The 26445-nt window shown below is 57.2% G+C and carries 19 protein-coding genes and 1 pseudogene; 5 read left to right on the top strand and 15 right to left on the bottom strand.

Going from position 1 to position 26445, the window contains the following annotated elements; all coding sequences use genetic code 11:
* Positions 1-280: 280 nt before the first annotated feature.
* The 4 genes and pseudogenes from ptsP to CORAM0001_RS06905 all read right to left on the bottom strand — a co-directional run bounded on the left by ptsP (position 281) and on the right by CORAM0001_RS06905 (position 5512).
* On the bottom strand, positions 281-1972 hold the full coding sequence (gene ptsP, locus CORAM0001_RS06915) for a phosphoenolpyruvate--protein phosphotransferase (RefSeq protein ID WP_005511102.1): 1692 nt from the start codon (positions 1970-1972) through the stop codon (positions 281-283).
* 88 nt (positions 1973-2060) lie between these two features.
* Positions 2061-2327 (bottom strand): HPr family phosphocarrier protein, encoded by a 267-nt coding sequence (locus CORAM0001_RS11525; protein ID WP_244262016.1) that lies wholly within the window; start codon positions 2325-2327, stop codon positions 2061-2063.
* A gap of 192 nt (positions 2328-2519) precedes the next feature.
* Positions 2520-3335, bottom strand: a pseudogene (locus tag CORAM0001_RS11520) (PRD domain-containing protein); the annotation flags it as partial.
* 65 nt (positions 3336-3400) lie between these two features.
* Positions 3401-5512, bottom strand: a complete 2112-nt coding sequence (locus CORAM0001_RS06905; protein WP_005511077.1) for a glucose PTS transporter subunit IIA — start codon at positions 5510-5512, stop codon at positions 3401-3403.
* A 263-nt stretch (positions 5513-5775) separates the two neighbouring features.
* Here CORAM0001_RS06905 and CORAM0001_RS06900 point away from each other — a divergent pair, with 263 nt between their 5' ends.
* Together CORAM0001_RS06900 and CORAM0001_RS06895 are read left to right on the top strand one after the other, a co-directional pair.
* Positions 5776-6693: a 2-dehydropantoate 2-reductase gene (locus CORAM0001_RS06900; RefSeq protein ID WP_005511070.1), complete on the top strand. Its 918-nt coding sequence runs from the start codon at positions 5776-5778 to the stop codon at positions 6691-6693.
* Positions 6694-6745: 52 nt separating this feature from the next.
* Positions 6746-7363: a DNA-3-methyladenine glycosylase I gene (locus tag CORAM0001_RS06895; RefSeq protein ID WP_005511087.1), complete on the top strand. Its 618-nt coding sequence runs from the start codon at positions 6746-6748 to the stop codon at positions 7361-7363.
* Between the two features lie 82 nt (positions 7364-7445).
* On the opposite strand, the gene CORAM0001_RS06890 is transcribed toward CORAM0001_RS06895, so the two are convergent.
* The 4 genes from CORAM0001_RS06890 to glnA all read right to left on the bottom strand — a co-directional run bounded on the left by CORAM0001_RS06890 (position 7446) and on the right by glnA (position 11172).
* The gene (locus CORAM0001_RS06890) at positions 7446-8093 is read right to left on the bottom strand and encodes a YtxH domain-containing protein (RefSeq protein WP_005511089.1); all 648 of its coding nucleotides are present in this window, start codon (positions 8091-8093) and stop codon (positions 7446-7448) included.
* Between the two features lie 309 nt (positions 8094-8402).
* Positions 8403-8693 carry a PspC domain-containing protein gene (locus tag CORAM0001_RS06885; RefSeq protein ID WP_005511008.1) on the bottom strand — a complete coding sequence of 97 codons (291 nt, stop codon included), beginning with the start codon at positions 8691-8693 and terminating at the stop codon, positions 8403-8405.
* A gap of 51 nt (positions 8694-8744) precedes the next feature.
* Positions 8745-8939 carry a PspC domain-containing protein gene (locus tag CORAM0001_RS06880; protein WP_005511104.1) on the bottom strand — a complete coding sequence of 65 codons (195 nt, stop codon included), beginning with the start codon at positions 8937-8939 and terminating at the stop codon, positions 8745-8747.
* 796 nt (positions 8940-9735) lie between these two features.
* Positions 9736-11172 carry a type I glutamate--ammonia ligase gene (gene glnA, locus CORAM0001_RS06870; RefSeq protein WP_005511002.1) on the bottom strand — a complete coding sequence of 479 codons (1437 nt, stop codon included), beginning with the start codon at positions 11170-11172 and terminating at the stop codon, positions 9736-9738.
* Between the two features lie 404 nt (positions 11173-11576).
* On the opposite strand from glnA, the gene CORAM0001_RS06865 reads away from it, so the two are divergent.
* Positions 11577-12095 carry an RDD family protein gene (locus CORAM0001_RS06865; RefSeq protein WP_005511045.1) on the top strand — a complete coding sequence of 173 codons (519 nt, stop codon included), beginning with the start codon at positions 11577-11579 and terminating at the stop codon, positions 12093-12095.
* A gap of 52 nt (positions 12096-12147) precedes the next feature.
* On the opposite strand, the gene CORAM0001_RS06860 is transcribed toward CORAM0001_RS06865, so the two are convergent.
* From CORAM0001_RS06860 to CORAM0001_RS06830, 7 genes are all read right to left on the bottom strand, one after another.
* Complete coding sequence (locus CORAM0001_RS06860; protein WP_208854646.1) at positions 12148-13767, bottom strand: aspartate:alanine exchanger family transporter; 1620 nt, start codon at positions 13765-13767, stop codon at positions 12148-12150.
* A gap of 264 nt (positions 13768-14031) precedes the next feature.
* Positions 14032-14811 carry a DUF4191 domain-containing protein gene (locus CORAM0001_RS06855; protein ID WP_005511046.1) on the bottom strand — a complete coding sequence of 260 codons (780 nt, stop codon included), beginning with the start codon at positions 14809-14811 and terminating at the stop codon, positions 14032-14034.
* 93 nt (positions 14812-14904) lie between these two features.
* Positions 14905-15963 (bottom strand): lipoyl synthase, encoded by a 1059-nt coding sequence (gene lipA / locus CORAM0001_RS06850; RefSeq protein ID WP_005511014.1) that lies wholly within the window; start codon positions 15961-15963, stop codon positions 14905-14907.
* Between the two features lie 9 nt (positions 15964-15972).
* Complete coding sequence (gene lipB, locus CORAM0001_RS06845; RefSeq protein WP_005510992.1) at positions 15973-16776, bottom strand: lipoyl(octanoyl) transferase LipB; 804 nt, start codon at positions 16774-16776, stop codon at positions 15973-15975.
* A gap of 130 nt (positions 16777-16906) precedes the next feature.
* Entirely contained in the window at positions 16907-18532 is a 1626-nt protein-coding gene (locus CORAM0001_RS06840) for an inorganic phosphate transporter (protein WP_005511010.1), read from the bottom strand.
* Between the two features lie 570 nt (positions 18533-19102).
* The gene (gene sucB, locus CORAM0001_RS06835; RefSeq protein WP_005511027.1) at positions 19103-20713 is read right to left on the bottom strand and encodes a 2-oxoglutarate dehydrogenase, E2 component, dihydrolipoamide succinyltransferase; all 1611 of its coding nucleotides are present in this window, start codon (positions 20711-20713) and stop codon (positions 19103-19105) included.
* A gap of 173 nt (positions 20714-20886) precedes the next feature.
* Complete coding sequence (locus CORAM0001_RS06830) at positions 20887-22425, bottom strand: leucyl aminopeptidase (RefSeq protein WP_005511042.1); 1539 nt, start codon at positions 22423-22425, stop codon at positions 20887-20889.
* A 222-nt stretch (positions 22426-22647) separates the two neighbouring features.
* Here CORAM0001_RS06830 and CORAM0001_RS06825 point away from each other — a divergent pair, with 222 nt between their 5' ends.
* Both CORAM0001_RS06825 and CORAM0001_RS06820 read left to right on the top strand, forming a co-directional pair.
* Entirely contained in the window at positions 22648-23763 is a 1116-nt protein-coding gene (locus tag CORAM0001_RS06825) for a branched-chain amino acid aminotransferase (protein ID WP_005511072.1), read from the top strand.
* 489 nt (positions 23764-24252) lie between these two features.
* Positions 24253-26127, top strand: a complete 1875-nt coding sequence (locus CORAM0001_RS06820; protein ID WP_050773621.1) for a vWA domain-containing protein — start codon at positions 24253-24255, stop codon at positions 26125-26127.
* The last annotated feature ends 318 nt before the right edge of the window (positions 26128-26445 follow it).

The following is a 26445-nucleotide window of genomic DNA, read 5'->3' as shown; positions in this document are numbered from 1 at the left end:
ATTGTGAATTTTCACGGGCTGGGTGGAGCCTGATGCGTGAATTGAGTTGCGGCTTGTATGAGCCGTCTTTATTTGAATTATTAAGGGGCTTCGACGGCGTTGGTGGTGCTGACGAAGGCACTCTATTTATCCTAATGGGGCGTTCGAGAGAGGGAAAATCAAGAAAATTCCCAGAAAGTTTGCTGCCTGGAATGGGGCAGCGAACAAAAGAGAAAGAGCCTGGCACACACATTTACGCTGACTGCGTGTGTACGCCAGGCTTAGTACTAATTCCGTCGCTCTACAGCAGATCCTTCACCTTCGGATCCACCAGCGCGGTCACTGCGGCCTTCGCATCGGCCGCAGTTTCGGCATCGACAGCGTATGCTGCCATCTGCTGGCAGGTAGCGCGGTCGTGGAGGCGGAGAGCGGCGCGGACGGCCGGCACTTTCTTGGAAGCCATGGACAGCGAGCTCACGCCGAGGCCCACCAGGACCAGTGCCAGCAGCGGGTCACCGCCGGCTTCACCGCAGACACTAATGGGCTTGCCGGTAGCATTGCCGCCCTTGCATGCGGACTTAATCATTTGCAGTACCGCTGGTTGCCACGGGGAAAGCAGATCCGCCAGAGCCCCCTGCATACGGTCGGCCGCCATAGTGTACTGCGACAAGTCGTTAGTACCAATGGAGGCAAAGTCCACAATGGACAGCAGCTGCTTCGCGCGAATTGCTGCTGCGGGGACCTCAATCATGATGCCGACCTTCGGCAGACCACGCTCCCGTGCCTTGTCCGCAAACCACTTTGTTTCTTCGACCGTTGCGATCATCGGAGCCATAACCCGCAGGTCAGCCTTGCGGCCGGTGGCGTCAAATGCAGCGGCGAGTGCATCCAGCTGCGTATCCAGCAAATCTTCCCGAGCCTGCGACAGACGCAGTCCGCGGCGACCCAGCGCCGGGTTTTCTTCCTCGCCTAGGTCGGCAAAGCTCAGCGGCTTATCCGCACCCGCATCCAGTGTGCGCACAACCACCCGTCGCTCACCGAATGCCTTCAGCACACGAGTGTAGGTTTCCGTTTGTTCCTCCAAACTCGGAGCCTTGTCTCGGTCGAGGAAAAGGAACTCAGTACGGAACAGGCCGGTGCCCTCATTATCCTGCGCTGCCGCAGACTCACCATCTTCCGCCGTACCAATGTTGGCCAGCAGATTCACCGGGTAACCATCAGCGGTCTTGCCTGCGCCCACAGACTGCGACAGGGCAGCTTCCCGGCGTCGAGCGCGCTCTTCCAACTCGGCGACCTCATCGGCGGTCGGATTCGCAATCACCTCACCGGCGCCACCGTCAATGGCGACAAAGGTACCGGCCCCAAGTTCCATGACGCCCTTCGCCTTAACGACGGCCGGAATGCCCAGCTGTGCTGCGAGGATAGCCGTGTGGCTGGTCGGCCCGCCACCAGCGGTGGCGATGCCTACGACCAACTCGGGGTCAAGACCCACGGTTTCGGCGGGCGCGAGATCGTCGGCAAGCAGGATAGTTGGGGTGGTGACATCCGGGACGCCCGGTTTTGGCAGGCCACGCAGCTCGCAAATCGTGCGGTCGCGAACATCGTAGAGGTCGGTTACACGTTCAGCCATGTAGCCACCGAGACTTGCAAGGAGCTGCGCGTAGTCCTCAACGGCATCGTGAACGGCCTGGGTGACACCGGAGCCCGCCTTGAGTTTCTTCACCACAGCCTTGGCGAGCGCCCTATCGGAAGCCAGTTGCGCGGTGGCCTCCAGAATCGGACGTGCCTTCGGGCTGGAGTGCTCAGCCTGCTTCTTCAGCGACTCTGCGACGTTGGCCATCGCTTCGCGGACACGCTCACCATCGGCGACAGGATCGGTCGACGACGGCTCTTTGGTATCAACTCCCGGAGCGGGGAGTACCTTTACTACTTCAGCGCTGGCCGTACCGGTCGAGACACCGATGCCATAGATGACAGTGTGCTGCTCGTTCATTGCTTCCGATCTCCTTTTCGGGACCTCTGCGGGGATACTCGTCGGGCGTGGTGTGCCGTGGTGTTATCCAGGAGTGTTTTAGCTGGGCTTACTCGGCATCCAGGTCGCGCTCGAGCATCGCAGCAAGCTCGTCCAGAGCTGCAGTCGCGGAGTCGTCCTCGCAGCTGAGCGTAACTTCGTCACCATGCTTAGCGCCGAGAGTCATGACCTCCAGAATCGAAGCGGCATCGGCCTCTTCGTCGTCAAGGGAAATGACAATGTCGTAGTCGTACTCAGCGGCAGCCTGAGTGAACAGGGAAGCCGGGCGAGCGTGCAGGCCTACGGAGGAACCGATGGTAGCGGTACGAGTAATCATGGTTGAATCCTTTCGGGTCGAATATGTGAAATTTTCTGACTCAGGCACAGTGCCTGTACACCCCACCGCGGGTGCGCCGCCCGCTGGTGCATCGCTCGTTGGTGCTTGCTTAGCATCAACGTCGCGCACGCTCCGGGAAGCCCTGGAGGCGGTGGGAGATACAGCCGCTGCCTGCACGATGCGTGCAATGTGCAGGGTGAGGTAGGAAACTTCGTCTTCCGTCAACCCCGCCCCCAGACGCAGTTCAATGACTGCGGAGATGCGCTGTGCGCAGCGAAACGCCTCTGGGGCGGAGTCACGGATAGCCCGGCCAATAGCGGAGGAGTGATCTTTCAACTGCTCATGCTTGGCGATCCGGACGAACAGGTAGCGCAGGTGCGTGATGAAGCGCCCCACATTGACAGTCTCTGGCTCCAGTGCGATGCCAAAATCACTTTCAATGATTGCGAGCAGCTGCTGCAGCATGCCTGTCATGGTGTAGGTGAAGCTCAAATCACCCGTGGAAAAACCGGCATTGACCAGGTGTAACGTAATCGCCACCGCTTCTGAGCGGGGTAATGGCGCTATACGACGGTCATTGAGGGCGCGATTGATATACGACAAAATTGCCTGCGCCTGCGCGTATTCTTCACTATAAAGTTGGCTGACTTCTGCGAGCAGTGGGTAATCGGCGCGCTGCCCGTTAGCTGCCCTCATGATGGCGAAACCAATGTGATCGGCCAACGCCACAAGGAGGGAAGCGTTCTTCGTCATTGATTCCGGCAGGCCGGCTGCGGTTACCGCATCGGTCACAAGGGTGATGTGAGCCAGCGGAATTTCTGTGAGCATCGTGGCAATATAGTCCGGATCGCGGCCTTCCGCGGGGACAAAGACGCGAACAACTTTGCTCGAATCAACCGACTGTCCCGGGCGGGCCTTGAAGCCAATGCCGCGGCCGGTGAGGATTTTTTCACCGGTAGCGTCCTTGGCCAGGACCACGTTGTTATTGAATACTCTCAGGATTTCCATGTCGGTAACCGTGAACTCCTCCATAAGTTGAGGGATTTCAGGCCGGTATGCCTTCTAGAAATCAATTATGGCTGAACTTCGATGACCATGTCGCCGGCTTGGACGGAGATGCCGGTGACCGGGGAGACCTTGTTCAGCTTCTTGGTATTGGTGATGGTCATCAGTGTCGTGGTTGGGTAACCAGCTTCCTTGACCTTGTCGAAATCGACCTCGGCAAGAACATCGCCGGCCTCGACGTGCTGCTTCTTGGAAACTTGGACATCGAAGCCTTCACCGGCCATCTTGACAGTGTCGATACCGACGTGGACGAGTACCTCTACACCGTCATCGGTCTTGATGCCGAAGGCGTGACCGGTCTTTGCCACAGTCATCAGCGTGCCCGATACGGGTGCGACCACGGTAGAACTGGTCGGCTTGATACCGACACCGTCACCGAGAGCACCGGAGGCAAAGACCGCGTCGCCGGCCTCGGCAAGGCTGACAACCTCACCGGCAACCGGGGCCTGAACCTGTACAGGTTTGGTATCAACGGCAGTTGCGATGCCACCGATGCCAGCAGCCACAGCAGCCGGTGCGGCAGCCTCGACGTTGGCACCGTTGTCGCTGGAAGCCTCCGCCGGAGCGGAATCGGAGTTGCTCGAAGCACGCGGGGTGTCGTCGCTGGGCTCGTCGTCAAGCTCTGCGGCGTGTGCGGCCTCCGCCTTCTCTTCCGGCGTGCGGTAGTCGGTGAGAATGATGGCGAACATGGCAACGAAGAACGCCACAGCGATGGAGATTAGGTAGACCCACATCGGCTTGAACACGACGGTGGTGATCAGGGAGGTGAAGACGAAGGCGTTGGTTGTCACGCCACCGTACGGGGCGGAGAGGATGGCGATGGTCAGACCGCCGGCGAAACAACCGAGCAGCATGCGTGGGTAGATCCTCTTAAAGCGCAGGTGAATACCGTAGAGGGACGGCTCGGAGATACCACCGAAGAGACCGGCAGCGAGTGCACCCGTTGCAGTTTGGCGCATCTGAGTGTCGTGGTCGCGCATGGAAAGAACCAGCACACCGGCAGTTGCTCCGAAGCAGGCGAAGTTCCAGGCACCCATCGGGCCTTGGATGAAGTCGTAGCCGAGAGTCTGGATATTGACCAGCATCAGCGCATTCAGTGGCCAGTGCAGGCCAAGCGGTACGAGGAACGGGTAGAGCATCGGGATCAGAATTGCGAACACGAACGGTGCGTTCGAGTTCATCCATGCCAGACCGGAGCCGATGCCGTTACCAAGCCAGATGCCCAGTGGGCCGATGAGGAAGGCGGTCAGCGGAATCATAATCAGCATGGAGATAAACGGTACGAAGACCATCTGAACATTCTCCGGGAAGATCTTCTTCAAACCGTGGTAAACCACTGCCAGGATGGCCACCATGATTAGTGGTACGAAGACCTGTCCGCCGTAATCATTGAGCTGCATTGGCAGACCGAAGATGTTGGCGGTGAAGTTTTCGGTACCGAGTTCCTCGTTGACTGTCTTGATAGTGTCCGAGAAGCGCTCGGTATCCTGCAGACTCATAAACTCCGGCGTCATTAGAGCAGTCATGATGGCTGCGCCCAGCCACGGATCTACCTGCAGCTTCTTCGCTGCGTTGTAGGCGACCATGATTGGCAGGAAGTAGAAGACGCTGCGCCACATGGCATCGACGAAAACCCAGGTGGCGGACTTATCCTCAGCGCGGAAGTCGACGATGTTGAGGCCGTCGAGAACCGCGGCAATAGCGATAATCAGTGATGCGCCGAGCAGCACGCCCAGGATTGGACGGAACGAATCCGAGAGGTACTCGAAGAAGTTGTCCATCCACGCGTACTTGCCGCGTGCCTTTGAACGGGCTTCTTCCTTTACATCTGCGTCGGACTTAGTGGCGACTGCGCCGGCACCCTTCATTTCCGGTAGGTGCTTAATTGCCGTGTACATCGATTCGACGCCACCGCCACAGATGACCTGGTAGCGGTTATCGCCCTGGTGAACGACGCCGAGCACGCCCGGCACCTTGTCAATTTTGTCCTCGTTGATCTTGGAGACATCACCGAGTTCAAAGCGCAGACGCGTCGCACAGTGCGTCAGACTGGTGATGTTCCCTGGCCCACCGAGGTTTTCAACTATTGACCTCGCGCTGGAATCTTTTGATGATCCCATCGTGACCTTCTTTCACGGTAGACAGGGCCGTTAAACGCAAAAAAGACCCGAGGCACCACGAAATGTGGGCCTCAGGTCTTGCCTCGAAAGAGTAACAACCCTGGGTTGATATCTATTGACTTCGACCCTACTCCGCTTTACATAGTTTTGACAAGGCAGTAATTCAAGCCCAAATTTTCACATTTGGGGATAGCCCGGATTGCCTGTGGACAACCGCATGCAACCTACTTCGCGCGCAGTGCGGAAGCCGTAAGGTGGCAGCTATGAGGATCGGAATTTTAGGTGTAGGAGCCGTCGGAGGCTGGTTCGGCGGTCGCCTCGTTGAAGCTGGTTACGATGTCGTCTTTCTCGCCCGCGGTGAGACCCTGACACGTCTTTGTGAGGTGGGGCTCACGCTTATCGACGAGCACGGGGAACGCAGCATTATCCCCGTCAAGGCAGCCGACAACTGGGGTGAGCTCACTGCCGATGGAGTCGATGTCGATGTTGTGATTGCGGCAACCAAGGCGCTGCCGGGCAACGATCCTTTCCCACAAGTTCCGGCTGGTGCAGCAGTGGTGATCACCCATAACTCGGTGGAAATCCCTTATTTGGCAGCGGGGCGGTTCGGTGAGGACAAGGTGTTCCCGGGTGTTATCCGCGGTTTCTTTATCCACACTGGCCCGGCAGAAGTCACCTTCCGACCAGGACCGATGAGCCTGAACATCGGCACATTCGATGGCTCCACTAATGACCTGGTCGGGGAAGTTATCGAGGCATTACTCACGGCTGGGCTCGGTGGCGAACAGCTCCCGGATATCTGGGTCGATATCTGGGCAAAAGCGATGTTCGTGGCCAACCTCGGTGCACTAGGTGCCCTGGCTGATAGTCCGATTGGTTACTTGCGTTCGGAAATGCGCGACAGCTTGACGCGGATGTTTGAAGAAACCGAGGCAGTTGGTCGAGCCTGCGGCGTCGCGCTGCCAGAGGACATCGTGTCGCGGACCTTGGCCTTTACTGATGCTCAGGGGTACGACAACACCTCGTCGATGCAGCGCGACTACACCGCGGGGCTTGCTAATGAGCTCGATGCCCAGATTGGCGCGATCCGCCGGATGGGGCAGAAGGCGAAAGTGGAAACGCCGACGCTGGATCTGGTGTATGGCGCTCTGGTTGGGCGTCAACACAAGCATAAGAATTAAGAGCTGCGGTGCTCAGCTAAGTCAAACCGGAATTGGGGGATTGGAAAGACTGATGAAAATTGGATCGGACTACACGGAAAACAATGGGCTCATCATCGGTGAGGATGGATTGGCTCGACCGGCATGGGCTGCTCACAGTGAGCTGCTGAGAGAGTACTACGACACCGAGTGGGGGATGCCGGTGCGCGATGAGCAAGGACTATTCGAACGGCTCAGCCTGGAAGTATTTCAGGCGGGACTGTCGTGGGAGACAGTGCTGAAGAAGCGTCCCGCTTTCCAGGAGGCCTTCGCCAACTTCGACCCCGATGCGGTAGCCGACTTCGATGACGAAGATGTCGAAAGATTGATGAATGATGAACGAATCATTCGGAATCACAGGAAGATTACTGCGGTAATCAATAACGCCGCGGCGACTATTGCTCTGCGTGAAAACGGCGGCTTAGCCGAGTTGATGTGGTCGTTTAAACCGGAGAAGTCTCCGGAGCCACGTTCAATCGAAGAGGTGCCCAGCTCCTCCGAGGAGTCCAAGGCGCTTGCCAAGGCATTGAAGAAAGCTGGTTTTAAGTTCGTAGGCCCCACCACGGTCTTTGCATCAATGGCTGCCGTGGGGATTGTCGATATCAACATTGTCGGCGCACATCGGCGCGGTGCCTTTGGCGTTTTTGACTAGGGGACAAGGGAATTTGACTAGCTAGGGAAAAGAAAAAGAGCGTGCCACCCGGCACGCTCAAAATCTTTCGGTTCGTGTAGAACTACTTGTTCTCGTAGGAGTCGGAGTAGTTCTGGCCGTCCTCAGAGGTCCACTTCATGGTGTCCTTAGTGAACGGCTGCTCCCAGCCGTTTTCAATCTCGGACTCCGGAGCGGTCGGCAGACCAATCTCGTTTTCCAGTGCACCGTTGGCAACCCAGGTCTCGCGAATCTTACCAATCAGCGGCTGTGCACCGTTGGTCTCCGGGGACTCAACGAAGGTGACGTTCTCGTATTCAGCGGCAACTGCATCGCCGACCTTCTTAGCGGACTTGAACTCGCCAGCCTCAGTGCCGTACGGGGAGGTGAAGGAAGAAGCTGCCTCGGTGATGGACTCAGGCAGGTCAGCCTCTGCCACATCCTCGCCAGCAGCGTCGCCCAGACCCAGACCGTTCATAGCCTCGTTAGCCTTGTCCTTAGCGCCATCAGCAGCCTCGCCGGCCTTGTCCTTAGCGCCATCAGCAGCCTCGCCGGCCTTGTCCTTAGCGTCGCCAGCCTTATCAGTGGCGTCGGTTGCTACCTGGCCAGCCTGATCCTTGGCGTTGTTAGCAGCATCCTGTGCATCATCGGAAGAACATGCAGCCAGGCCGCCGAGAAGAGTAGCGGAGCCAACGATTGCGGTAGCGATACGGGTCATCTTCTTGTTCTGCATTTCAAAATCACTTTCTTTAGAGCTAACTAAGTTACCTATTCAATTATTGGTATCTTCCACTATTTGCCCGAATTAAATTCAAAGAGAAATTGACAATTCTTTTGAATATCAGGCATTGGAAGAGGTCGTGGCTTCAAAGCCGTACAGCAGGAACACTAGGTAATTCTGAGGCTTGCGCAAGTCAAGAGGCGTGAATCTGTGCACTTTATGCACTATTTGTTACCAAATTTGCGTGATTGCGAAATTGGAATAGCGCTGGTGAGGGCGTTGCGAGTAACGGAAAGGTATCAATCTTATTAAGCTTGACGTTTATTGCTTATTTTCTTTCCCTGCGGGGTTGGAGCCGCGGGCATCGTCGTCAAGCGTGTACTCGCCATCTGGCAGGACGAACCAGGCCAAGAGGTAAAGAGCGAGGAATCCAGCGCCAATTTTCCAGCCGAGCATCGATCCAACGCAGGGAAGGATGATGTAGACCATTCGTGTGAATGTGATATCCCAGCCTTGGCTTTCCGCGATTCCTGCGAGGACGCCGCCGAGGAGGCGATCATGGCGCGAGCGGTAAATTTTCTTGGTGGATTTTTCGGGAGCGACGTCGCTCATTAGATAAATTCTCCAAGGTATGGCTTTTAAGTATTTTTCAGTAGAACGCGCTTATACGTAAGTTTCCTTTGGCATGATAATCCATGCTGCCAGGTAGAGAAGAAACTGCGGACCAGGCATCAGGAAAGACGCGACAAAAATAACGCGCAGCAAAGTCGCATCCCAGTCGAAATACTCAGCGAACCCACCGAGCACGCCGGCGACCATTTTGTTATTGGTGGAACGGGTCAGTGACTTGTTGTTCATACTTATCGAGGGTAGCCCTGATCCGTTTAGTTCGCAGTGGTGCTAGCTCTACTAATTGTGCCGACTATAACAGCATGTCTCAGTTATACGGACCTCTTCAAGCTGAGGGAACTCGTTCTTAAGCCAATCGACAGCCTTCTGAGTGGAAGCCTGGGAGCCTAAACCTTCTTAATGTTCATCGGCCACCGTATGCGGCTGCTGTGCTTAAAAAATTCCAACGGGCGTGATTGCCTGGCATCCTACCTTCGCGGCATGCCCCATCCATCCTTGGTAGCCCCGCGCCCCCGCATCCGTCACTCGCATCCGTCCCTCGCGTTGTCCCTAGCGCCCCCTCTCGCACTTATGGCCAATTTTCTGGCACTTATCGATGATTTTCCTTCACTTGTCGACGATTTTTCGTCACTTATCGACGGCTTTCCGGCTCTTATGCGCGCGGTATTCTCCTCACCCTGTCACTTGTCGATGCGCTGTTCACTTATGGCCACGCTATAGCGCATCGACAAGTGAATATTGCATCGATAAGACTGGGGAGGAGAGAGCGCGACTCTACTCGTGCAGGAGGTTCGGCCCTTTTGTGGTGGTGTATGGCTCTGTTCAGGGAAGTGGCCCGGAACCGCGCACAAATTCGTGCTCACATACGCGCGCATATGCGGGCCCAGGCACCCGCAGTCAGCATGGCCGCAATGAAAAACCGCCTGGCCACATTAACTGTGGTCAGGCGGCATCTAACAAGCCCGTTGGGCGGCCATGAGAAGCATTGGGTGCTGCTCGCTGTGGCCGTCGTGAAGCGAAAACTTTAGCAGTCGTAGTACATTTCGAATTCCTGCGGAGTCGGGCGCAGGCGAACCGGCTCGATCTCGTTTTCGTACTTGTAGTCGATGTAGGTCTGGATGAGGTCCTCGGTGAAGACATCGCCCTCGAGCAGGAACTCGTGGTCGTTGCGCAGAGCCTCGAGCGCGGCCTCGAGAGAGGTTGGAGCCTGTGGGATGTCGGCGGCTTCCTCTGGCGGGAGCTCGTAGAGGTCCTTGTCGACCGGAGCGTGCGGCTCGATGCGGTTCTTCACGCCGTCCAGTCCGGCCATCATCATGGCAGCGAAGCCAAGATACGGGTTGCCCGACGGGTCCGGGGCGCGGAACTCGATGCGCTTTGCCTTCGGGTTGGAGCCGGTGATTGGAATACGAACAGCGGCAGAGCGATTGCGCTGCGAGTAGACCAGGTTAATCGGAGCCTCGAAGCCCTTGACCAGGCGGTGGTAGGAGTTCAGGGTCGGGTTGGTGAAGGCCAGTACCGCACCGGCATGGTGCAGGATGCCGCCGATGTACCAGCGAGCGATGTCCGACAGACCTGCGTAACCGGCCTCATCGTGGAACAGGGGCTTGCCGTCTTTCCATAGCGACTGGTGGGCGTGCATGCCCGAGCCGTTATCGCCAGACAGTGGTTTCGGCATGAAGGTGACCGACTTGCCCTCTTCCCAGGCGGTGTTCTTGATGATGTACTTGAAGGACTGCAGGTCGTCTGCGGCGTGCAGCATCGTGTTGAACTTGTAGTTGATTTCCTGCTGGCCACCGGTGCCGACCTCGTGGTGGGCACGCTCCAGCTCGAAGCCGGCATTGGCCAGCTGGAGGCACATCTTATCGCGCAGATCCTGGTAGTGATCATATGGAGCGACTGGGAAGTAGCCGCCCTTCAGGCGGGTCTTGTATCCAAGGTTTGCAGAACCGTCCGGGTTCTCGTCCTTGCCGCGGTTCCACCAACCTTCAACGGAGTCAACTTCGTAGAAGCCGCGGTTGGTGTCGGTTTCGAACTTGACGTTGTCAAAAATGTAGAACTCTGCCTCAGCGCCGAAGAAGCAGGTGTCGGCGATACCGGTGGAAATTAGGTATTCCTCTGCCTTCTTGGCGACGTTTCGTGGGTCGCGGGAGAATGGCTCGAGGGTAAATGGATCGTGGACAAAGAACTTAACGTTCAGGGTCTTTGCCTTGCGGAACGGGTCAATGCGCGCGGTGCTCAGGTCAGGCAGCAGCGCCATGTCGGACTCGTCGATGGAAGTGAAGCCACGAACCGAAGAGCCGTCGAACGCCAAACCCTCGGTCATCGCGTCCTCGTCGAATGCGGATGCCGGGATGGTGAAGTGCTGCTCGGTGCCGGGAACATCCGTGAATCGGACGTCAACGAATTCGACGCCCTCTTCCTCGATATACGCGACTACTTCCTCGGGAGTATTGAAGGACATGTGCGGTCTCCTTAGTTGGCCTTGTTTCGTACGTGGCAGGGGACTTTTGTACGACTCTTCGTACGCCTGCCACGCTGTCAAGGACTGGCCGGTTGACGCTCTCAAGCTTAACGAACTGCGCAATCATTCTGGAATTAGAACCACGAATTCCTGTCATGGCGCGTGATAAATTCACCAATACGGAACGTATTACGCAAATAGGGAGCAAGTTATCTGTTTGTGGAAACAAGGCAATACCCTGCGCATTCGCGTCACACACGCTTTACGACGAGCCTTTCGCTCCCATGCTGATAAGAAAATGGAAAAGGCGACGCAACATCGCCCCCGAATTACCCCCGCACGCGCTGTGTGGCTGTCCCAGCCCGTGATTTGATAGCCGGGTTGCTGCATTAGACTATGACCCCATGGAAGAAAAGCACAGTTGGCTAGATGGCCCTCAGATTCCGGGAGAGTTCGATAATCCGGACAAGCTCTCGGACTATCCCGGCCAGGCGTTGGGTCTCGCCCCCGATGGCCCAGGCTCGCAAGCGACGCTGATGCGTCGCGTCGGCGGCATTCTCATTGACTGGATCATTTCCTTGATGATTGCCGGCGCTTTTTCGATGTTCTTCGGCTCGAGCGAGGAGCAGATTGAACAGTTCGGGGATTCGTTTATCGCTTGGCAGTCATTCCTTGCAACCTATACGCCAGTTGTCTTCCTCATTATTGGCACGGTGTCGGTTTGGCTGTTCGCCCGCACTCCGGGCCAGTGGATGATGAAGATGGGCGTCGCTCGCGTGGACAAGCCCGGCGAGCGAGTTGGCTTTGTTCGTGCCTTCTTCCGCAGCTTGCTTACTCTTTTCCTGCTGCCGCCAGCAATCACCGACTCGGATATGCGCGGCATGCACGACCGTGCCACTGGCACAGCCGTCATTTTGGGTTAGCCGCAGTTTCGGCTAGCGCTTCAGTAACCGGGAGCGCTGCGACGAGCGAGTGCTATAGCACCAACACGACCAGAACTTGGGCGAGAATGATCTTCATGATCATGGCCATTGGATACACCGTTGTGTACCCCATTGCCGGCAACTCGTTCTTGGCCTGGTCGTTGACGTATGAGAGCACTGCCGGGTGAGTCTGTAGACCCGAGAGAATACCCGCCGTCTGGCCGAACGGAATCTTCAGCACTCGGTGACCGACAATGAGGGTCAACAGCGCGGAGCTGAACGCGATGATGGCGGCAAGGCCCAGAACTGTCAGTGATGCCGGGTCAGACAACGCAGCCTGGAATCCCTTACCGGCAGTGGTGCCGATACCAGCCAGGAACAGCGCTAGCCCCATCGTGCGGAACGCCAGGTTAGCCGAGTAGGGGATAGGCCAGACCAACGGGCCAGTGCGGCCGACAGCACCCAGAATCAGCGCCACAACCAGTGGACCACCAGCAGATCCCAGGGCGAGCGAGCTGCCGCCCGGAAGCGGAATCTTGATGAGACCCACCAAGACACCCAGCGTAAGCCCAAGGGTGAGTGGCAAGAGGTTGACGTCGGAAAGCTTCTTGTAGGAGTCGCCGAAGAACTTTGTTGCGTCCTTGATTTTCTCGGGCGTTGCAACCACACGGACGCGGTCGCCAAGCTCAAGGCGCATGTTTGGTTCCGCGACGATGTCGTGGTCGCCGCGGCGAATACGCGTAATGATCATGCCGTCCATGCGAGTCTGAAGCTCCGCAATGGGTACGCCAACCACGTCAGATGCAGAGACGAAGATGCGGCGGAAGTCCAGGCGGCCGTCGTGTGTCGGATCACCTGGCATAAGCTCGCCAATGTACTCGGAGGCACGAGCAATTTCTTCCTCTGTACCGACGACGGAAACAATATCGCCGACGGAGACAGTGTCACCCGGAGATGGAATGTAGAGGTGGCCCTTGTACTCGATGCGTGAAACCGTGATGTCCAAACCGAACTTCGACGGAAGATCGGTGATGGAAGGCAAATCCTCCTTGAGGACCTTGATGTCCCGAGTATGCAGCGGAAGCGCGGCGACACCTGCGTCAATAGCTTCCTGATCGTGATCGACGCGGAAGACCTTCGACATAATACCGATAGAGGCAATCACTGCCAGCACACCGATTGGGTAGGCCAGGGAGTATCCAATCACCGGCATATCGTGGGCAGCGGCCAGCTCGCCCTTATCCGAAATGAGGCTAGGAAGAGCATCGACGATTGCTGCCATAGCCGGGGTGTTGGTCAGGGCGCCTGTGAAGGCGCCTGCGCCCTCCACCGGGTCGATAGGCAAAAACTTGATTAGCAAGAAAGACTCGATAGTGACAACTGCGAGCACACCAATGCCGAACAGGTTGTGCTTGATACCGCGCGAGCGTAACGAGCTGAAGAACTCGGGGCCCGCCTCCAACCCGATGGTGTAGACGAATAATGCAAGGCCCACGATGTAAATCAACGGGGAGATTTGAATTTCCGGCTCTATAGTTGCGAGGATAAGGCCGACGAAGAGGACGGCAGCCACGCCAAGCTTGAAGCCGAAGATCTTGATCTGGCCAATTGCCAGGCCAAGAAACAAAATCACTAGAAGCGCTAAGAGTTCATTTTCAGCCAAGAGTTGCACATATCCCATGGTGACACAACTAGCAGTAATCTTCATTAAGCATTGTTTTCCAGCAAGGATATAACCTTTGCTGACGTCGTGATAAGTGGGAGCAAACACTTCAACAAGACATCAGTAGCTGTGTTTGAAGGCATGGTTTGGACTTCGTTGCAGAGCTTTAGAGCACAAAAAAGGGGCCCGAAAGCCCCTTTTTTGTGCTTCAACCTAGATTGCCCCTCGGCGGGTTGCCCGAGCAACCGACCTGGTTCATCCTAGCTAAAACCTCTAGTGCTTCTTGCCGCGATTGGCGGCACGGCGTGCACGACGGTTCATGCCGGCCTGTGGGTTAGCGCCCTTCGGCATCGGCCCCTTGGGCATGTTCGCGCGCGCATCGCGAATACGGTCCATCGACTGGATGCGCTCATTCAGAGCATTGGCCTGATCTTTATTTAGGTTGCGCGGCAGACGCATGAGTTCGCGCTGCAGCTTCTTTGGCGGGACCTGGCCCTCGTCGCTGCCAGCAATCATGTCGTAAATCGGAGCTTCGCCCGCAATGCGTGCGAGCGACTTCTTCTCACGAGCAATCATCTGCTTGACGCGGTTCGGGTCACCTTCACCGACCAGTACAACACCGGCGTTACCAATAACACGGTGAACAGCATCCATGTGCTGATTAGCGACAACACCGGTCTTGACGTGCCAGACATAGCCAACGCCCTGACGCATATTGTCCAGCGTCCACGCTGCGGCACCGGCCTGGCCTTCTGCCTCTGTGTAGAAGGAAGCCTCAAGACGCTTGGAGAAGATGTACATCGCGACCATAAAGCCGATCGAAATACCAATGATCGTCAGAACCCAGGGCCAGACTCCACCAATCAGCAGACCAAGCAGTAACAGCAGGATAATCGGACCGAAGAAGCCCAGCGCCATGTAGGGCACGAGCTTGTTGTCCCGCGAGCGCTGCAGCTTAAACGCCTGCCACATCTGGCTACGAGTCTGCTTACGCTGAGCGCGCTTGGCGGCGCGGTTCGCCTTCTTCATTTCTTTCGCATCATTGGTCGCCATAATCACCAACTTTAGGGCATGCGATGTAGTTTTAGGCAATAGACCGCGCCGTAGCGCCGTTTCGCTTTACGACGGCGCTGCGGCCGTCAGCCTCTAGGAAGCCGGAATAGCCGAAGTGACTGGCGTATCCTCTGATGCACCATAGCGGTCGAGCAGAGTCGAGGCTTCCTGAAGCGCGAGGTTGTTGTCGCTGTCGTCGGCAAGCGCGGACAGATGCGCAGGCAGTTCCTGACCGCGGTGCGCCAGTGCGCGGGCGTAGAGCCGTCCAGCGCGGTAGGAAGAGCGGACTAGCGGGCCGGACATGACGCCGGCAAAGCCCATCTCTTCAGCGGCCTTGGATAGCTTGACGAACTCTTCCGGCTTGACCCAACGTTCAATTGGGTGGTGCAGCGGGGTGGGGCGGAGGTACTGCGTAATTGTCAGGATGTCGCAGCCGGCTCCGTGCAAATCTTCCATAGCGGAGATGATTTCGTCGTAGGATTCGCCCATGCCCAGGATGAGGTTGGACTTGGTAACTAGTCCAGCTTCGCGAGCACGAGTAATGAGCTCCAAGGAGCGCTCGTAGCGGAATGCTGGACGGATGCGCTTAAAGATGCGCGGCACCGTCTCCAGATTGTGAGCGAAGACCTCAGGCTTGGCGTCGAAAACCTGCTGTGCGGCGGATTCGTCGCCACGGAAGTCGTCGACAAGGAGCTCGACACCGGTATTCGGGTTGAGTTCGTGGATCTGGCGGCAGGTTTCGGCGTAGAGCCAGGATGCGCCGTCGGGCAGATCGTCGCGGGCGACACCGGTGATAGTGGCGTAACGAAGACCCATCTCGCGGACGGATTCCGCAACTCGACGCGGCTCATCCTTATCTAATGGGTCGGGCTTGGCCGAGTTAATTTGGCAGAAGTCGCAGCGGCGGGTGCATTTATCGCCGCCGATAAGGAAGGTGGCCTCGCGGTCTTCCCAGCACTCGTGAATGTTTGGGCAGCCAGCCTCCTGACAAACTGTGTGCAGGGAGGCGCCCGAGACACGGTTTTTCATGTCTTTGTAGCTGGGGCCCGGACGGACTTGGTTGCGAATCCACCGGGGCTTGTTCTCAATAGGGGTCTGGGCATTTCGTGCCTCGACGCGCAGTAACTTACGTCCTTCTGGCTTAACAGTCACAGTTTCATCCTACTTTTTTGTTGACGAGTACTCGAATATGCCGGTGGTGGAGTTGTGCTTCACCCGGTGTGGCAGGTCCCTCGTGGGGTCGGGCGCGGAGCCGAAAGAATGGTTGGCAACGGTCAGACGGCCCTCCAAAGCATCTTGCAAATCCGCCAGAAGCGGCTCTGTCATCTCTGACACGCTAACATCTCGGTCAAGCTCCCGGGATAGGGTGGTCACTCCAGCGTCGGAGATGCCACACGGGATGATGTAGTTGTAGAACTCCATGGAATTATCGCAGTTCAGGCTGAGTCCATGCATGGTCACACCATGAGTGACGCGGATGCCCAGTGCGGCGATTTTTCGATCGCTTTTTCCGTTTGATGCGGGAACCCATACCCCCGAGCGGCCATCGATACGGCCAGCAGCCGCGATGCCGGCTCGGCGAACGGTTTGAATGAGGGCTTCTTCCAGTCGGCGGACGTAGTCCACCACATCGACCGGCTGAGCGAGCTTGATGATGGGATACATCACCAGCTGGCCCGGGCCGTGCCAGGTGATGCGGCCACCGCGGTCGACATCGACGACCGGCAACCCATTGGTAGGACGGTCCTCCGGCTGGGTGCGCTTTCCGGCTGTGTAAAGACTCGGGTGCTCGAGCACGAGAACCTGATCTGGAATCAGGTCTTTCGCACGCTTGGCAGCAAGGTCTGCCTGCAGGCGCCAGGTCTCCTCGTAGTCGACAAGACCCAGGTGCTGAATCTCGATGTCGGAGTTTGATTCCCGAATGGATTTATCTGCGCGAGTAAAAGGTTTTCTTGGGGCAGTCATGGTGGCCTATAGGATACGCCGATTTTCTCGGGGGCTCAGATTTCTTGTTACTGGGATAGCGCTAGACGCAAAAACCCCGGTGGTCACGAGAAAGTGACCGCCGGGGCGAAAGTGGCGTGCTTTTGTGGGCTTAGCCGAAGACGACGCGCAGGATGGAAACAGTGATTGCCGAGATACCTGCAGCGGCCGGAAGGGTAATAACCCAGGCCAAACCAATCGGCTTCATCAGGTTCCAGTTAGCGGCGCGGTTAACGATACCGACACCGAGAACAGCACCAATCAGAATGTGGGTGGAGGAAACCGGCAGACCCAGCAGGGAAGCGACCATGACGACGACCGCAGCGGAAAGCTCTGCAGCGAAGCCCGATGCCGGGTGCATCTTGGTCAAGCCGGAACCGACAGTCTGAATGACGTAGCGACCGATGAACCACAGACCGGCAATCAGAGCGACACCCATGGTGGCCATGACTGCCAGCGGAACACCGGACTCGGAAGAGATCTCGTTGGTACGGAGAACATCCAGAATTGCCACGAACGGGCCAAGCGCGTTAGCAATATCGTTCGAGCCGTGGGAGAACGCGAACGCGGAAGCGGTGAAGACCTGCATCCAGCTGAACAGCAGGAAGGTCGAGCGATCCAAATCCTGGCGCTTCAAAGTACGCGCGAAGATGTAAACGGCAAGCCACACGGCGGTGGCGATCATGCCCATAATCAGGAAGCTGTCCAGGCTGGACAGGCCCAGGTGCAGGTTCTTGAGACCCTTGAACAGCATCATCGCGGAGATGACAACGGAACCCAGTGCAGCCAGACCTGGAACCCAAGCTTCCAGCGCGCGGTGAGCGCGGACATCGTCAACCTTGGACTCGATGTCAACGAGCTTGCGGAAGTACTCAGACTCCAGGTCATCCGGAGTCCAGTCGTTGTCACGCATCGTCGTCGCGTCCCGAAGCATCGCGTTGGTGTACGAAATCTGATCGTGCTCAGGAAGCCTCTCGAATTCCTCGCGGTGCTGAGCCTTGAGGTTCGCCTTCTCCTGGTGGATGGCCTGCAGCTGCTGTGAAGCCTTGTCATTGTAGACGAGAATCGATTTCTTAATGCCGCCGAACAGGAGGAACGCGACTAGGCCACCGAGCAGTGGGGACAGGACCCAGGAAATCGCGATCTGACCGATCTGATCCCACTGGACCATGCTCCAGCCACCCTTGCCGGTGATGAAACCGACCGTCAGTGCGGCACCGACGATACCGCCGACGATGGAGTGGGTAGTGGAGACCGGCCAACCCATGCGGGTGGCAACGAGGAGCCACACTGCCGCGCCGAGAAGTGCGGACATCATGATGAAGGCGAACTCCATCGGGTCCAAACCATGGATTGCGCTCAGGTCCACAATACCGGAACGGACGGTGTCAGTAACCTCGCCACCAGCGAGGACGGCGCCCGAAACCTCAAAGACTGAAGCGACAACAAGCGCCTGCTTCATGCTCAGGGTGCCGGCACCGACTGAAGTACCGAAGGAGTTAGCAACGTCGTTACCGCCGATGTTGAACGCCATGAAGATGGCGAACGCGATGGTAATCAGAAGAATTGCCGTATTTGCCTGCGGTCCGACAAAGTCATAAGCCCAGAAGACAAAAATTACGATGTTGATTGCGAGAAGCCCGCCGAAGAAGAGGTGCCACCACTTATCTGAGGAGCTCGATTGCTCAGACGATGTGGTCCCGGTCGACGAACTAGTATTCGCTGGAGCCGAGGACATGCTCCACCTTTCTAAGTTACGTACAGAGAGCAAAAAATAGGCACGCCAAAGAAGCCTGCTGCCTAATGATTTCTTAGATTGGTAAAGGCTAATTGCTAACTAGGTGACGGCTAGGTTAACAAATAATGAATTTAATTATCGTTATCTTCTGCTCTCGTTGGCGTAGCTGGAAGCGATAGCCGGAACTGTGTGCGGGGGTGTGTGGCGTTTTTGCATTTCGGCAGTACAAAAAGCATGCACATTTGCTACTTGCGGCTTTGCTTTCGGTTAGCTCCTCCTGCAGTCCGCTAGTGGCTTAATGGCACAATAACAGCACGTAAATTCTTTGTGCCGATGGAGCCTTTGTTAGCTATGTGTGGCTAGGCGAAATCTGAGCACTAGCCAAGAATAGGGTACCTGCGCATTTGAAGGAATCGCTGATTCGGTTCAACTGTGGGACGAATGTGGCAAAAGAAATACCCGCGTCAGCCGCAAAGTGCGACTAACGCGGGCCGGGAAGAGACAGAACCTCCTGTTAGCAAGCTAGCTGGATTCCCACGGCGCTACTACCCCAGGAGGGGAGCAGGCGGCTTAGAGCTGCAGGTCCGATTCGAAGTTAGCAACCTCGAGGCGATCAACAACGGTCGTCATGAAGCGACCTGCATCAGCGCCGTCGATCAGGCGGTGATCGTAGGTAATTGGCAGGAAGACCATGGCGCGAATACCAATGGCATCTGCCTCATTCTCGGTTACGACTACTGCGCGCTTCTTAATCGCGCCGGTGCCGATCATTGCGGCCTGCGGCGGAACCAAAATCGGGGTGTCGGTCAGCGCGCCCTCGGAGCCGATGTTGGTAATGGTGAAGGTGCCGCCGGACAGGTCGTTCGGGGTCAGCTTGTTGTTGCGAGCGCGGTCTGCGATGTCCGCGATAGCAGCAGCCAGTTCCGGCAGGGACATATCCTGAGCGTTGTGGATGACCGGGGAGAGCAAACCACGCTCGGTATCGACAGCGATACCCAGGTTGACCTGCTCGTGGTAGGTAATCTCCTTGGTCTCTTCGTTCCAGGAAGCGTTGACGTTCGGGTGGCTGACCAGAGCCTCAACGATTGCCTTTGCAAAGAATGGCAGGAAGGTCAGCTTCGCGCCGTGCTTCTTCTCGAACTCAGCCTTCTTTGTAGCGCGCAGATCCCAGATGGCAGTCATGTCGGCCTCGTGGACCTGGGTCAGCTGTGCGGAAGTCTGCAAAGACTCGAGTGTCTTGGCAGCGGTAATCTCGCGGATGCGATTGACACGCTGGGTGGTGCCGCGCAGCTCAGCCAGCTCAGGGCGAACGCCCTTGGTGGACCAGTTGGAGCCAGACTCAGCAGCAGTCTCCTGGCCACCCTCAGCAGCGCGCAAAACATCCTGCTTACGAATGCGGCCGCCGATTCCAGAGCCCTCGACCTTAGTCAGGTCAACACCGTGCTTGTCAGCCAGCTTGCGGACCAGCGGGGTGACGTAAGGAACGTCCTTGTTAGCGGAAGGCTTGGATTCAGCCTTCGGAGCCTCTGCCTTTGGAGCTTCCTTCTTCGGCTCTTCCTTCTTTGGTGCGTCCTTCTTTGGTGCGTCCTTCTTTGGCTGGCCACTGCCAACGCGAGCGATGACCTCGCCGACGTCAACGGTGTCGTCTTCGTCGTAGAGGACCTCGAGGAGGGTACCTGCGACCGGGGAAGGAATTTCGGTGTCGACCTTGTCGGTGGAAACCTCGAGCAACGGCTCGTCGACCTCGACGGTGTCGCCGACCTTCTTCAGCCAGGTGGTGATGGTGCCTTCGGTGACGGATTCGCCGAGCTCCGGCATCTCAACGTCAGTAGCGGAACCGGAAGCGGCCTTCGGTGCTTCCTTCTTTGGCTCTTCAGCTTCTTCCTTCGGAGCCTCTTCCTCGGTCTCCTCAGCGGAATCGTCAGCGCCTTCCGGTTCTTCGCCCGGCTCGCCGACCTTTGCGATGACCTCGCCTACATCGACGGTGTCGTCTTCTTCAAAGAGAATCTCGGTGAGAACACCTGCGACCGGAGATGGAATTTCGGTGTCGACCTTGTCGGTGGAAACCTCGAGCAACGGCTCGTCGACCTCGACGGTGTCGCCGACCTTCTTCAGCCAGGTGGTAATGGTGCCTTCGGTAACTGATTCACCGAGCTCCGGCATCTCAATAGAGGTCGCCATGTTTGTGCACTCCTCGAAAAGTTAAGAAATCTCGTTTTAAGACGGTTATTACAAACTAGCTTACAGGTTGAATACTCTGCTTGCCCCGTGGGCTGCGCCCGCTTTCGGCTGGTGCGTGGAATAGCTCATTTCAGCCAGGAATCCAGCCGGGCGGGGCGCAGTCGGATGACCGGCTACTTCGTTGCCAAATCCTCAATCACAGAGAACATCGTCCGAACCGGAACACCAGTGCCCCGCTTCGGGGTATAACCATACTCGCCGGTGGTGTTGAAGGCCGGACCGGCAACATCGATGTGAACCCATTCAACATCCTCGCCAACGAATTCGCGCAGGTATGCAGCTGCAACGCTCATACCGCCAAAGCGAGAGTTCGTGACATTCCGCAGGTCAGCTACCGGCGACTTCAGGGCCTCTGCTAGCTCAACTGGAATTGGCATTGCCCAACCATTTTCACCAATGCTCTGAGACAGCTCTGCAACACGGTCACGGAACTCGTCGTTACCCAGAACACCTGGGGTGCGCTCGCCAAGAGCGACCAGCTGCGCACCGGTCAGGGTGGCGGTGTCAATCAGGTGAGTCGGCTTGTCTTCGCAGGCGCGGACGATGGCGTCTGCGAGAACGAGGCGGCCCTCGGCGTCGGTATTCAGAATCTCAATGGTCTTACCGCCGTACTGCGTAATGACATCGCCCGGACGGTACGCCTTACCACCCGGCATGTTTTCCGCCATTGGAACGGTTGCGGTCACCGGGGTGGATACCCCTAGGCGAGCAGCCAGGACGACTGTGGCAATAACAGCCGCAGCGCCGCCCATATCGGAGATCATGTTCTCCATGCTGGCGCCCGGCTTCAGCGAAATACCGCCGGTATCAAAGGTGATGCCCTTACCGACCAGGCCCAGCGAATTTTCTGCCGACTCATCGCCCTTCCAGATCAGACGTACCAGGCGCGGCCCGCGCGAGGATCCACCACCCACGGCATTGAGGCCTCCGAAACCGCCGGCGCGCAGAGCGTCGTCGTCAAGCACCTCGACCTCGAGCCCAGCGTCACGGCCCAGCGCTGCGGCAGCATCAGCAAAAGTCTCGGGGTAGAGGTGCGACGATGCTGTATTGACGAAGTCGCGCGCGGTGGCAACGGCATCCACAATCGCTGCAGCGCGCTTTACGACGTCGTCATCGGCGCCCAACACGACCACCTTCTGGGTGGCCTCGTTGCTTTCTTCGGTGCTCTTCTGGCCGGAGTAAGCGTAAGCGCCCAGCGCAAAGCCCTCGGCTGCAGCCTGCGGATCGATGGCGCCGAGAGTATTAAAGACCACCTTGGCCTTGGACATACGGCGGGCAGCGGCGCCGCAGGCACGGCGGATATCCTCTGCATCCAGGTCCTCAGAACCCACGCCAACGCCCGTGACACTGTCGACATCCAGGCCAGCGGGAGCCGGGATGGTGGTCACGGACTCGGCCTTAGCGCTGGCGGAGACTGCCTCAAAGGAGGCGAGCAGCTGCTCTGCAACCGAGCCGATGGCCTCGGGGGCGACCAGCTCGAGGCCATCCTCGCCGTCGATAAGCGCGACGAGAACCGCATCGGTGTCTGCGGGCAGAGACTTGTCGGCAGCGATGACCACGCGAGTGCCGATAGCTGGCAGGTAATTGGACAAAACAGCGGCGTTGCGAGAGGCTCCGAGCTGTGCCGAATCATTGTTAGCGGGGACTGACATGTAGTTGCATCTCCTTGTAGTCGTACTATGTGGTACACCACCGTATCCCTATTTGCCGGTTCGTGTCCTTCACCCCTGGACAGCGGACTGACGAGCCAGCGCCACGACTATTGGAATGTACCCGCGCCTAGTGCCCGCGACGCTGACATTGCCCTGACTAACACGGTCTTTCGGGGGCGAGTATTGATACGACTCGATCCTCGACGGTTTAGGATGAAAGACATGTCTGCTTTGGAATTTGCAATCGAACGTAACCCGAATCCACTCTCTGATGCCGAGCGCGAAGAGATTCTGGCCAACCCTGGTTTTGGTAAGCACTTCACCGACCACATGGTCCGAATTGACTGGACTGCAGACAAGGGCTGGCATGACGCCAAGCTGCAGGCATACGGTTCGATTGAAATGCAGCCGTCTTCTTCGGTCCTGCATTACGGGCAGTCGATTTTTGAGGGCCTGAAGGCGTATCGCATGCCGGATGGATCCATTGTTACTTTCCGCCCGGAGCAGAACGCTCGTCGCTTCCAGCGCTCCGCTGACCGCATTGCAATGCCGCAGCTGCCGGAGGAGACCTTCCTCGAGGCAATCCGCCTGCTGGTTGAGGTCGATGCAGCATGGGTGCCGCCAGCTGGTGGCGAAGAATCCCTGTACTTGCGTCCGATCATGTTCTCCACCGAGAGCACCCTGGGTGTGCACCCGTCGAACTCTTACACCTTCCTGCTCATCGCTTCACCTGCCGGCGCGTACTTCTCCGGTGGTATTAACCCGGTGACCGTGTGGATCTCCCACGAGTACGTGCGTGCCGCGCCGGGCGGCACCGGCGCTGCGAAGTTTGCGGGAAACTACGCAGCTTCGCTGGCGGCCCAGCAGCAGGCAGAGGAAAAGGGCTGCGACCAGGTTGTGTGGCTGGACGCTGTCGAGCGCAAGTACATCGAGGAGATGGGCGGAATGAATCTGGCGTTCATCTACCCGGATGAGACTGCTGACGCTGGTGTTCGGCTGGTGACTCCAGAGCTGTCTGGTTCGCTGCTGCCGGGCATTACTCGGGCATCGCTGCTGCAGGCTGCCAAGGATCTGGGCATGAATGTCGAGGAGTGTCGCATTTCCACCGAGGAGTGGAAGAATGATGCCACCTCCGGTGTTATGAGCGAGGCATTCGCCTGCGGTACCGCTGCTGTCATCACCCCGGTCGGTTTTGTGAAGTCCGCTGAGGGCGAGTTTGAGATTAATAGTGGCAACACTGGCGAGTGGACTATGAAGCTACGCGAGCGCCTGACCGGTATCCAGCACGGCGAGGTTGAGGACACCCACGGTTGGATTTACAAGCTCGTGGAGGCTTAGTTTCGTCGTAGGTCGGCAAAGAATAATTTAATAGTGGTTACGAGAATTAGTACTTTCGCAGCCCCTGGTCAGTATTCGCTGGTCAGGGGCTGCGTTTTTGCTTTGCTGGTTCCCCAACAGCTGCGCGGTTTTCTCATGGTTCATGAATTGTTCAGACGGCATTTGTTTAGCCGTTAAAAACACCTCTAGCGTGACCGGGGTCACTGTGAAAAACTACCAACACGATTGATTTTTGTAGTTGGGAAAACAGTTTGAGGCGCTGTGATGGTGGTAGTTCAAGACTTTTTTAAAGTTAGTTTTTCGTCAAGTAGTTCAAAGCGCCTAAGGGTAACCATCGTTGTCACTCTGTTGTTGGCTGCATGGACGATTGGGTTTAGTGCGATTCCGGCTCCGGAGGCGGCAGCCCAAGATTCGCCTTCGCCGTCCGGGGCGGAACAGCCCGCTCCTACGGGCGAAGGGGGCACGGGCAAAGCAAAAGCAGAGCTAATCATGGATCTGTCTGGCTCGATGCTTGCCGACGACGCCGGAGGCACCCGCCTCGATGCGGCAAAGCGCGCATCCACGGAGCTGATTGACTCCCTCCCGGATGATGCGCTGCTTGGCATGCTGGTTTATGGCCAGCGCGAATCCAGTGATGAATCCAACCGCGAGCGTGGTTGCCAGGACATCGAGGTGTTGTCGCCGGTTCAAAAGGTCGACAAAGAAGGCCTGAAGAGCAGAATTGCCGGGTTGGAAGCTCAGGGCTACACGCCGATTGGCAATGCACTGCGTAAGGCGGCGGACGAGCTCGGCTCAGACGGTGAGCGATCAATCATCTTGGTTTCCGATGGAATTGACACGTGCGCACCGCCACCGGTGTGTGAGGTTGCGAAAGAATTGGCGGGGCAGGGTGTTGGCCTGACGATTCACACAGTGGGCTTCAAGGTCGATGAAGAAGCTCGCGCCGAGCTGGAGTGTGTTGCGCAGGTATCCGGTGGACAGAGCATGACTGCGGACGATGCCACCCAGCTCGCAGACCACATGAAGTTCTTGACTCAGCGGTCAGTGCAGGGCTACGAAACCACGGGCACCCCGTTCGAGTTCTCCGAGACTAAGGAGGACGCGAAATGGCTTGGTGAGGGCAAGTACCAGACGACGCTGGTGCCAGAGGTTGCCCATGATGACCGCACCCCGCTTTACTACCGAATCGCAGTTCCGAAGGGGCACAACGCGATTGTTACCTCAAAGGTGTTAGCGAACATCGATGCTGAGGGTAAGGGGCAGCAAGAGGTCCGAACTGAAATTGAAGAAATCATCAATGAAACCGGCGGAGAATGCCAGGACGATAGTCGCATGGGGTCGTTGACCGGAGCCACAGCAACTGCCGATTCGTGGACTCCAAATTCAGCTGATGCAAGCATTCTTGAATGGGATAGCGACAGCATCGAATCCAGCTGCGATCAAACCAAATGGCTCGTCGAAAACAACGTGTGGGTCTATGACAGTGAATCAGTAGCAGACTATCGTGATGAACCCGTGAAGGTTGAGGTTAGCGTCCAGTTTGAGCCAGTGCTGAAAAAGCAGGAGGCTGACAAGCTAAATGAAGGTCGGTTATCCTCCGGCGACAAAGCCTACAACAAGGCCACTTTCGGGGAAGCTAAACCTGTGAGCGGTGGCAATAACGCAGCTCAGGCACCGGAAGTTAAATCTGGGGATACCATCTCCGACACAATCGTGCCCGGTGAGCAGAAGTTCTACAAGATTCCTGTCGAGTGGGGTCAACGACCAGTGATTGCTGCCCGCACTGGAAATTCGGAGCGCGACAATGCCGATTCCATGGGAGTTGCGCTGTTGAATCCATTCGAGGTTTCCGTGGCGGATGGAACGATGCACTTTTATCAGGACTCCGAGGACCTGAACTTGTCAACAGATCGGCCGGTCGAATACAACAACCGAAGCACCAATGTTGGCGGACAGTCTATAGCCAACGCCGGCTATTACTACGCGACTGTCCGAATGGCTAACTATCGCCCTGATGAAGAGGTCAGTGGTATCGATCAGCCGTTCCAGCTCGCATTCCTCCTGGACAACAAGCCAACTAAGGGGCCTGACTGGCGACCGACCGACAAGAACGGCCCGACTCCATCCGATAAGCCGATTCTGGCCAAGGGAGAGTCGGAACAGGAATCGTCAAGGGACTCGTCAGACGATGCGTCGAAGGAATCCGACTCTTCGGATACGGATTCTCAGGCATCCGCATCCTCGTCGGACATGGAAGATGAGGGCATGAGCCCGTTGGTCATTGGCACAGTTGTGGCAGTGGTCGCCGTGTTTATTGGCATCGCAGGCGCAATCGTCTACCAGAACAAGAAGCGCAAGGAGTAGACAAATCGTAAGCTTAGGAAGCTCCTGAGCAGGAGGCAGAGCGCAGGGGGCAGGCAGCAAAATTGTGTCCGCTTGGCGTATCGCTGGCGGACACATTTTGCTACTTAGCCACAAAAACTGACAACTCCAAGAAGTACGGGCCGCAGATGTGAAACTGTGTGAGTTTATGACACTTTCAGGCCATTTTTCGGGCCAGTTTTGACATAAGCGCAGTCAGTAACTCGCATCGACCCACCGCCGCCAGCCATAACCGCAGTCACTAGCCCCCCCCACTGAACCCAAACCCCACTGAACCCAAACCCCACTGAACCCAAACCC

This window comes from Corynebacterium amycolatum SK46, from assembly GCF_000173655.1.
Classification (GTDB): domain Bacteria; phylum Actinomycetota; class Actinomycetes; order Mycobacteriales; family Mycobacteriaceae; genus Corynebacterium; species Corynebacterium amycolatum_A.
The sequence above is the reverse complement of the archived record's forward strand: the minus strand, read 5'-3'. Positions and strand labels throughout refer to the sequence as shown.

Bases quoted from the DNA above. Each gene is read 5' to 3' on its own strand.
- ptsP (WP_005511102.1), bottom strand. From the start codon at position 1,972: ATGAACGAGCAGCACACTGTCATCTATGGCATCGGTGTCTCGACCGGT.
- CORAM0001_RS11525 (WP_244262016.1), bottom strand. From the start codon at position 2,327: ATGATTACTCGTACCGCTACCATCGGTTCCTCCGTAGGCCTGCACGCT.
- CORAM0001_RS06905 (WP_005511077.1), bottom strand. From the start codon at position 5,512: ATGGGATCATCAAAAGATTCCAGCGCGAGGTCAATAGTTGAAAACCTC.
- CORAM0001_RS06900 (WP_005511070.1), top strand. From the start codon at position 5,776: ATGAGGATCGGAATTTTAGGTGTAGGAGCCGTCGGAGGCTGGTTCGGC.
- CORAM0001_RS06895 (WP_005511087.1), top strand. From the start codon at position 6,746: ATGAAAATTGGATCGGACTACACGGAAAACAATGGGCTCATCATCGGT.
- CORAM0001_RS06890 (WP_005511089.1), bottom strand. From the start codon at position 8,093: ATGCAGAACAAGAAGATGACCCGTATCGCTACCGCAATCGTTGGCTCC.
- CORAM0001_RS06885 (WP_005511008.1), bottom strand. From the start codon at position 8,693: ATGAGCGACGTCGCTCCCGAAAAATCCACCAAGAAAATTTACCGCTCG.
- CORAM0001_RS06880 (WP_005511104.1), bottom strand. From the start codon at position 8,939: ATGAACAACAAGTCACTGACCCGTTCCACCAATAACAAAATGGTCGCC.
- glnA (WP_005511002.1), bottom strand. From the start codon at position 11,172: ATGTCCTTCAATACTCCCGAGGAAGTAGTCGCGTATATCGAGGAAGAG.
- CORAM0001_RS06865 (WP_005511045.1), top strand. From the start codon at position 11,577: ATGGAAGAAAAGCACAGTTGGCTAGATGGCCCTCAGATTCCGGGAGAG.
- CORAM0001_RS06855 (WP_005511046.1), bottom strand. From the start codon at position 14,811: ATGGCGACCAATGATGCGAAAGAAATGAAGAAGGCGAACCGCGCCGCC.
- lipB (WP_005510992.1), bottom strand. From the start codon at position 16,776: ATGACTGCCCCAAGAAAACCTTTTACTCGCGCAGATAAATCCATTCGG.
- CORAM0001_RS06840 (WP_005511010.1), bottom strand. From the start codon at position 18,532: ATGTCCTCGGCTCCAGCGAATACTAGTTCGTCGACCGGGACCACATCG.
- sucB (WP_005511027.1), bottom strand. From the start codon at position 20,713: ATGGCGACCTCTATTGAGATGCCGGAGCTCGGTGAATCAGTTACCGAA.
- CORAM0001_RS06830 (WP_005511042.1), bottom strand. From the start codon at position 22,425: ATGTCAGTCCCCGCTAACAATGATTCGGCACAGCTCGGAGCCTCTCGC.
- CORAM0001_RS06825 (WP_005511072.1), top strand. From the start codon at position 22,648: ATGTCTGCTTTGGAATTTGCAATCGAACGTAACCCGAATCCACTCTCT.
- CORAM0001_RS06820 (WP_050773621.1), top strand. From the start codon at position 24,253: ATGGATCTGTCTGGCTCGATGCTTGCCGACGACGCCGGAGGCACCCGC.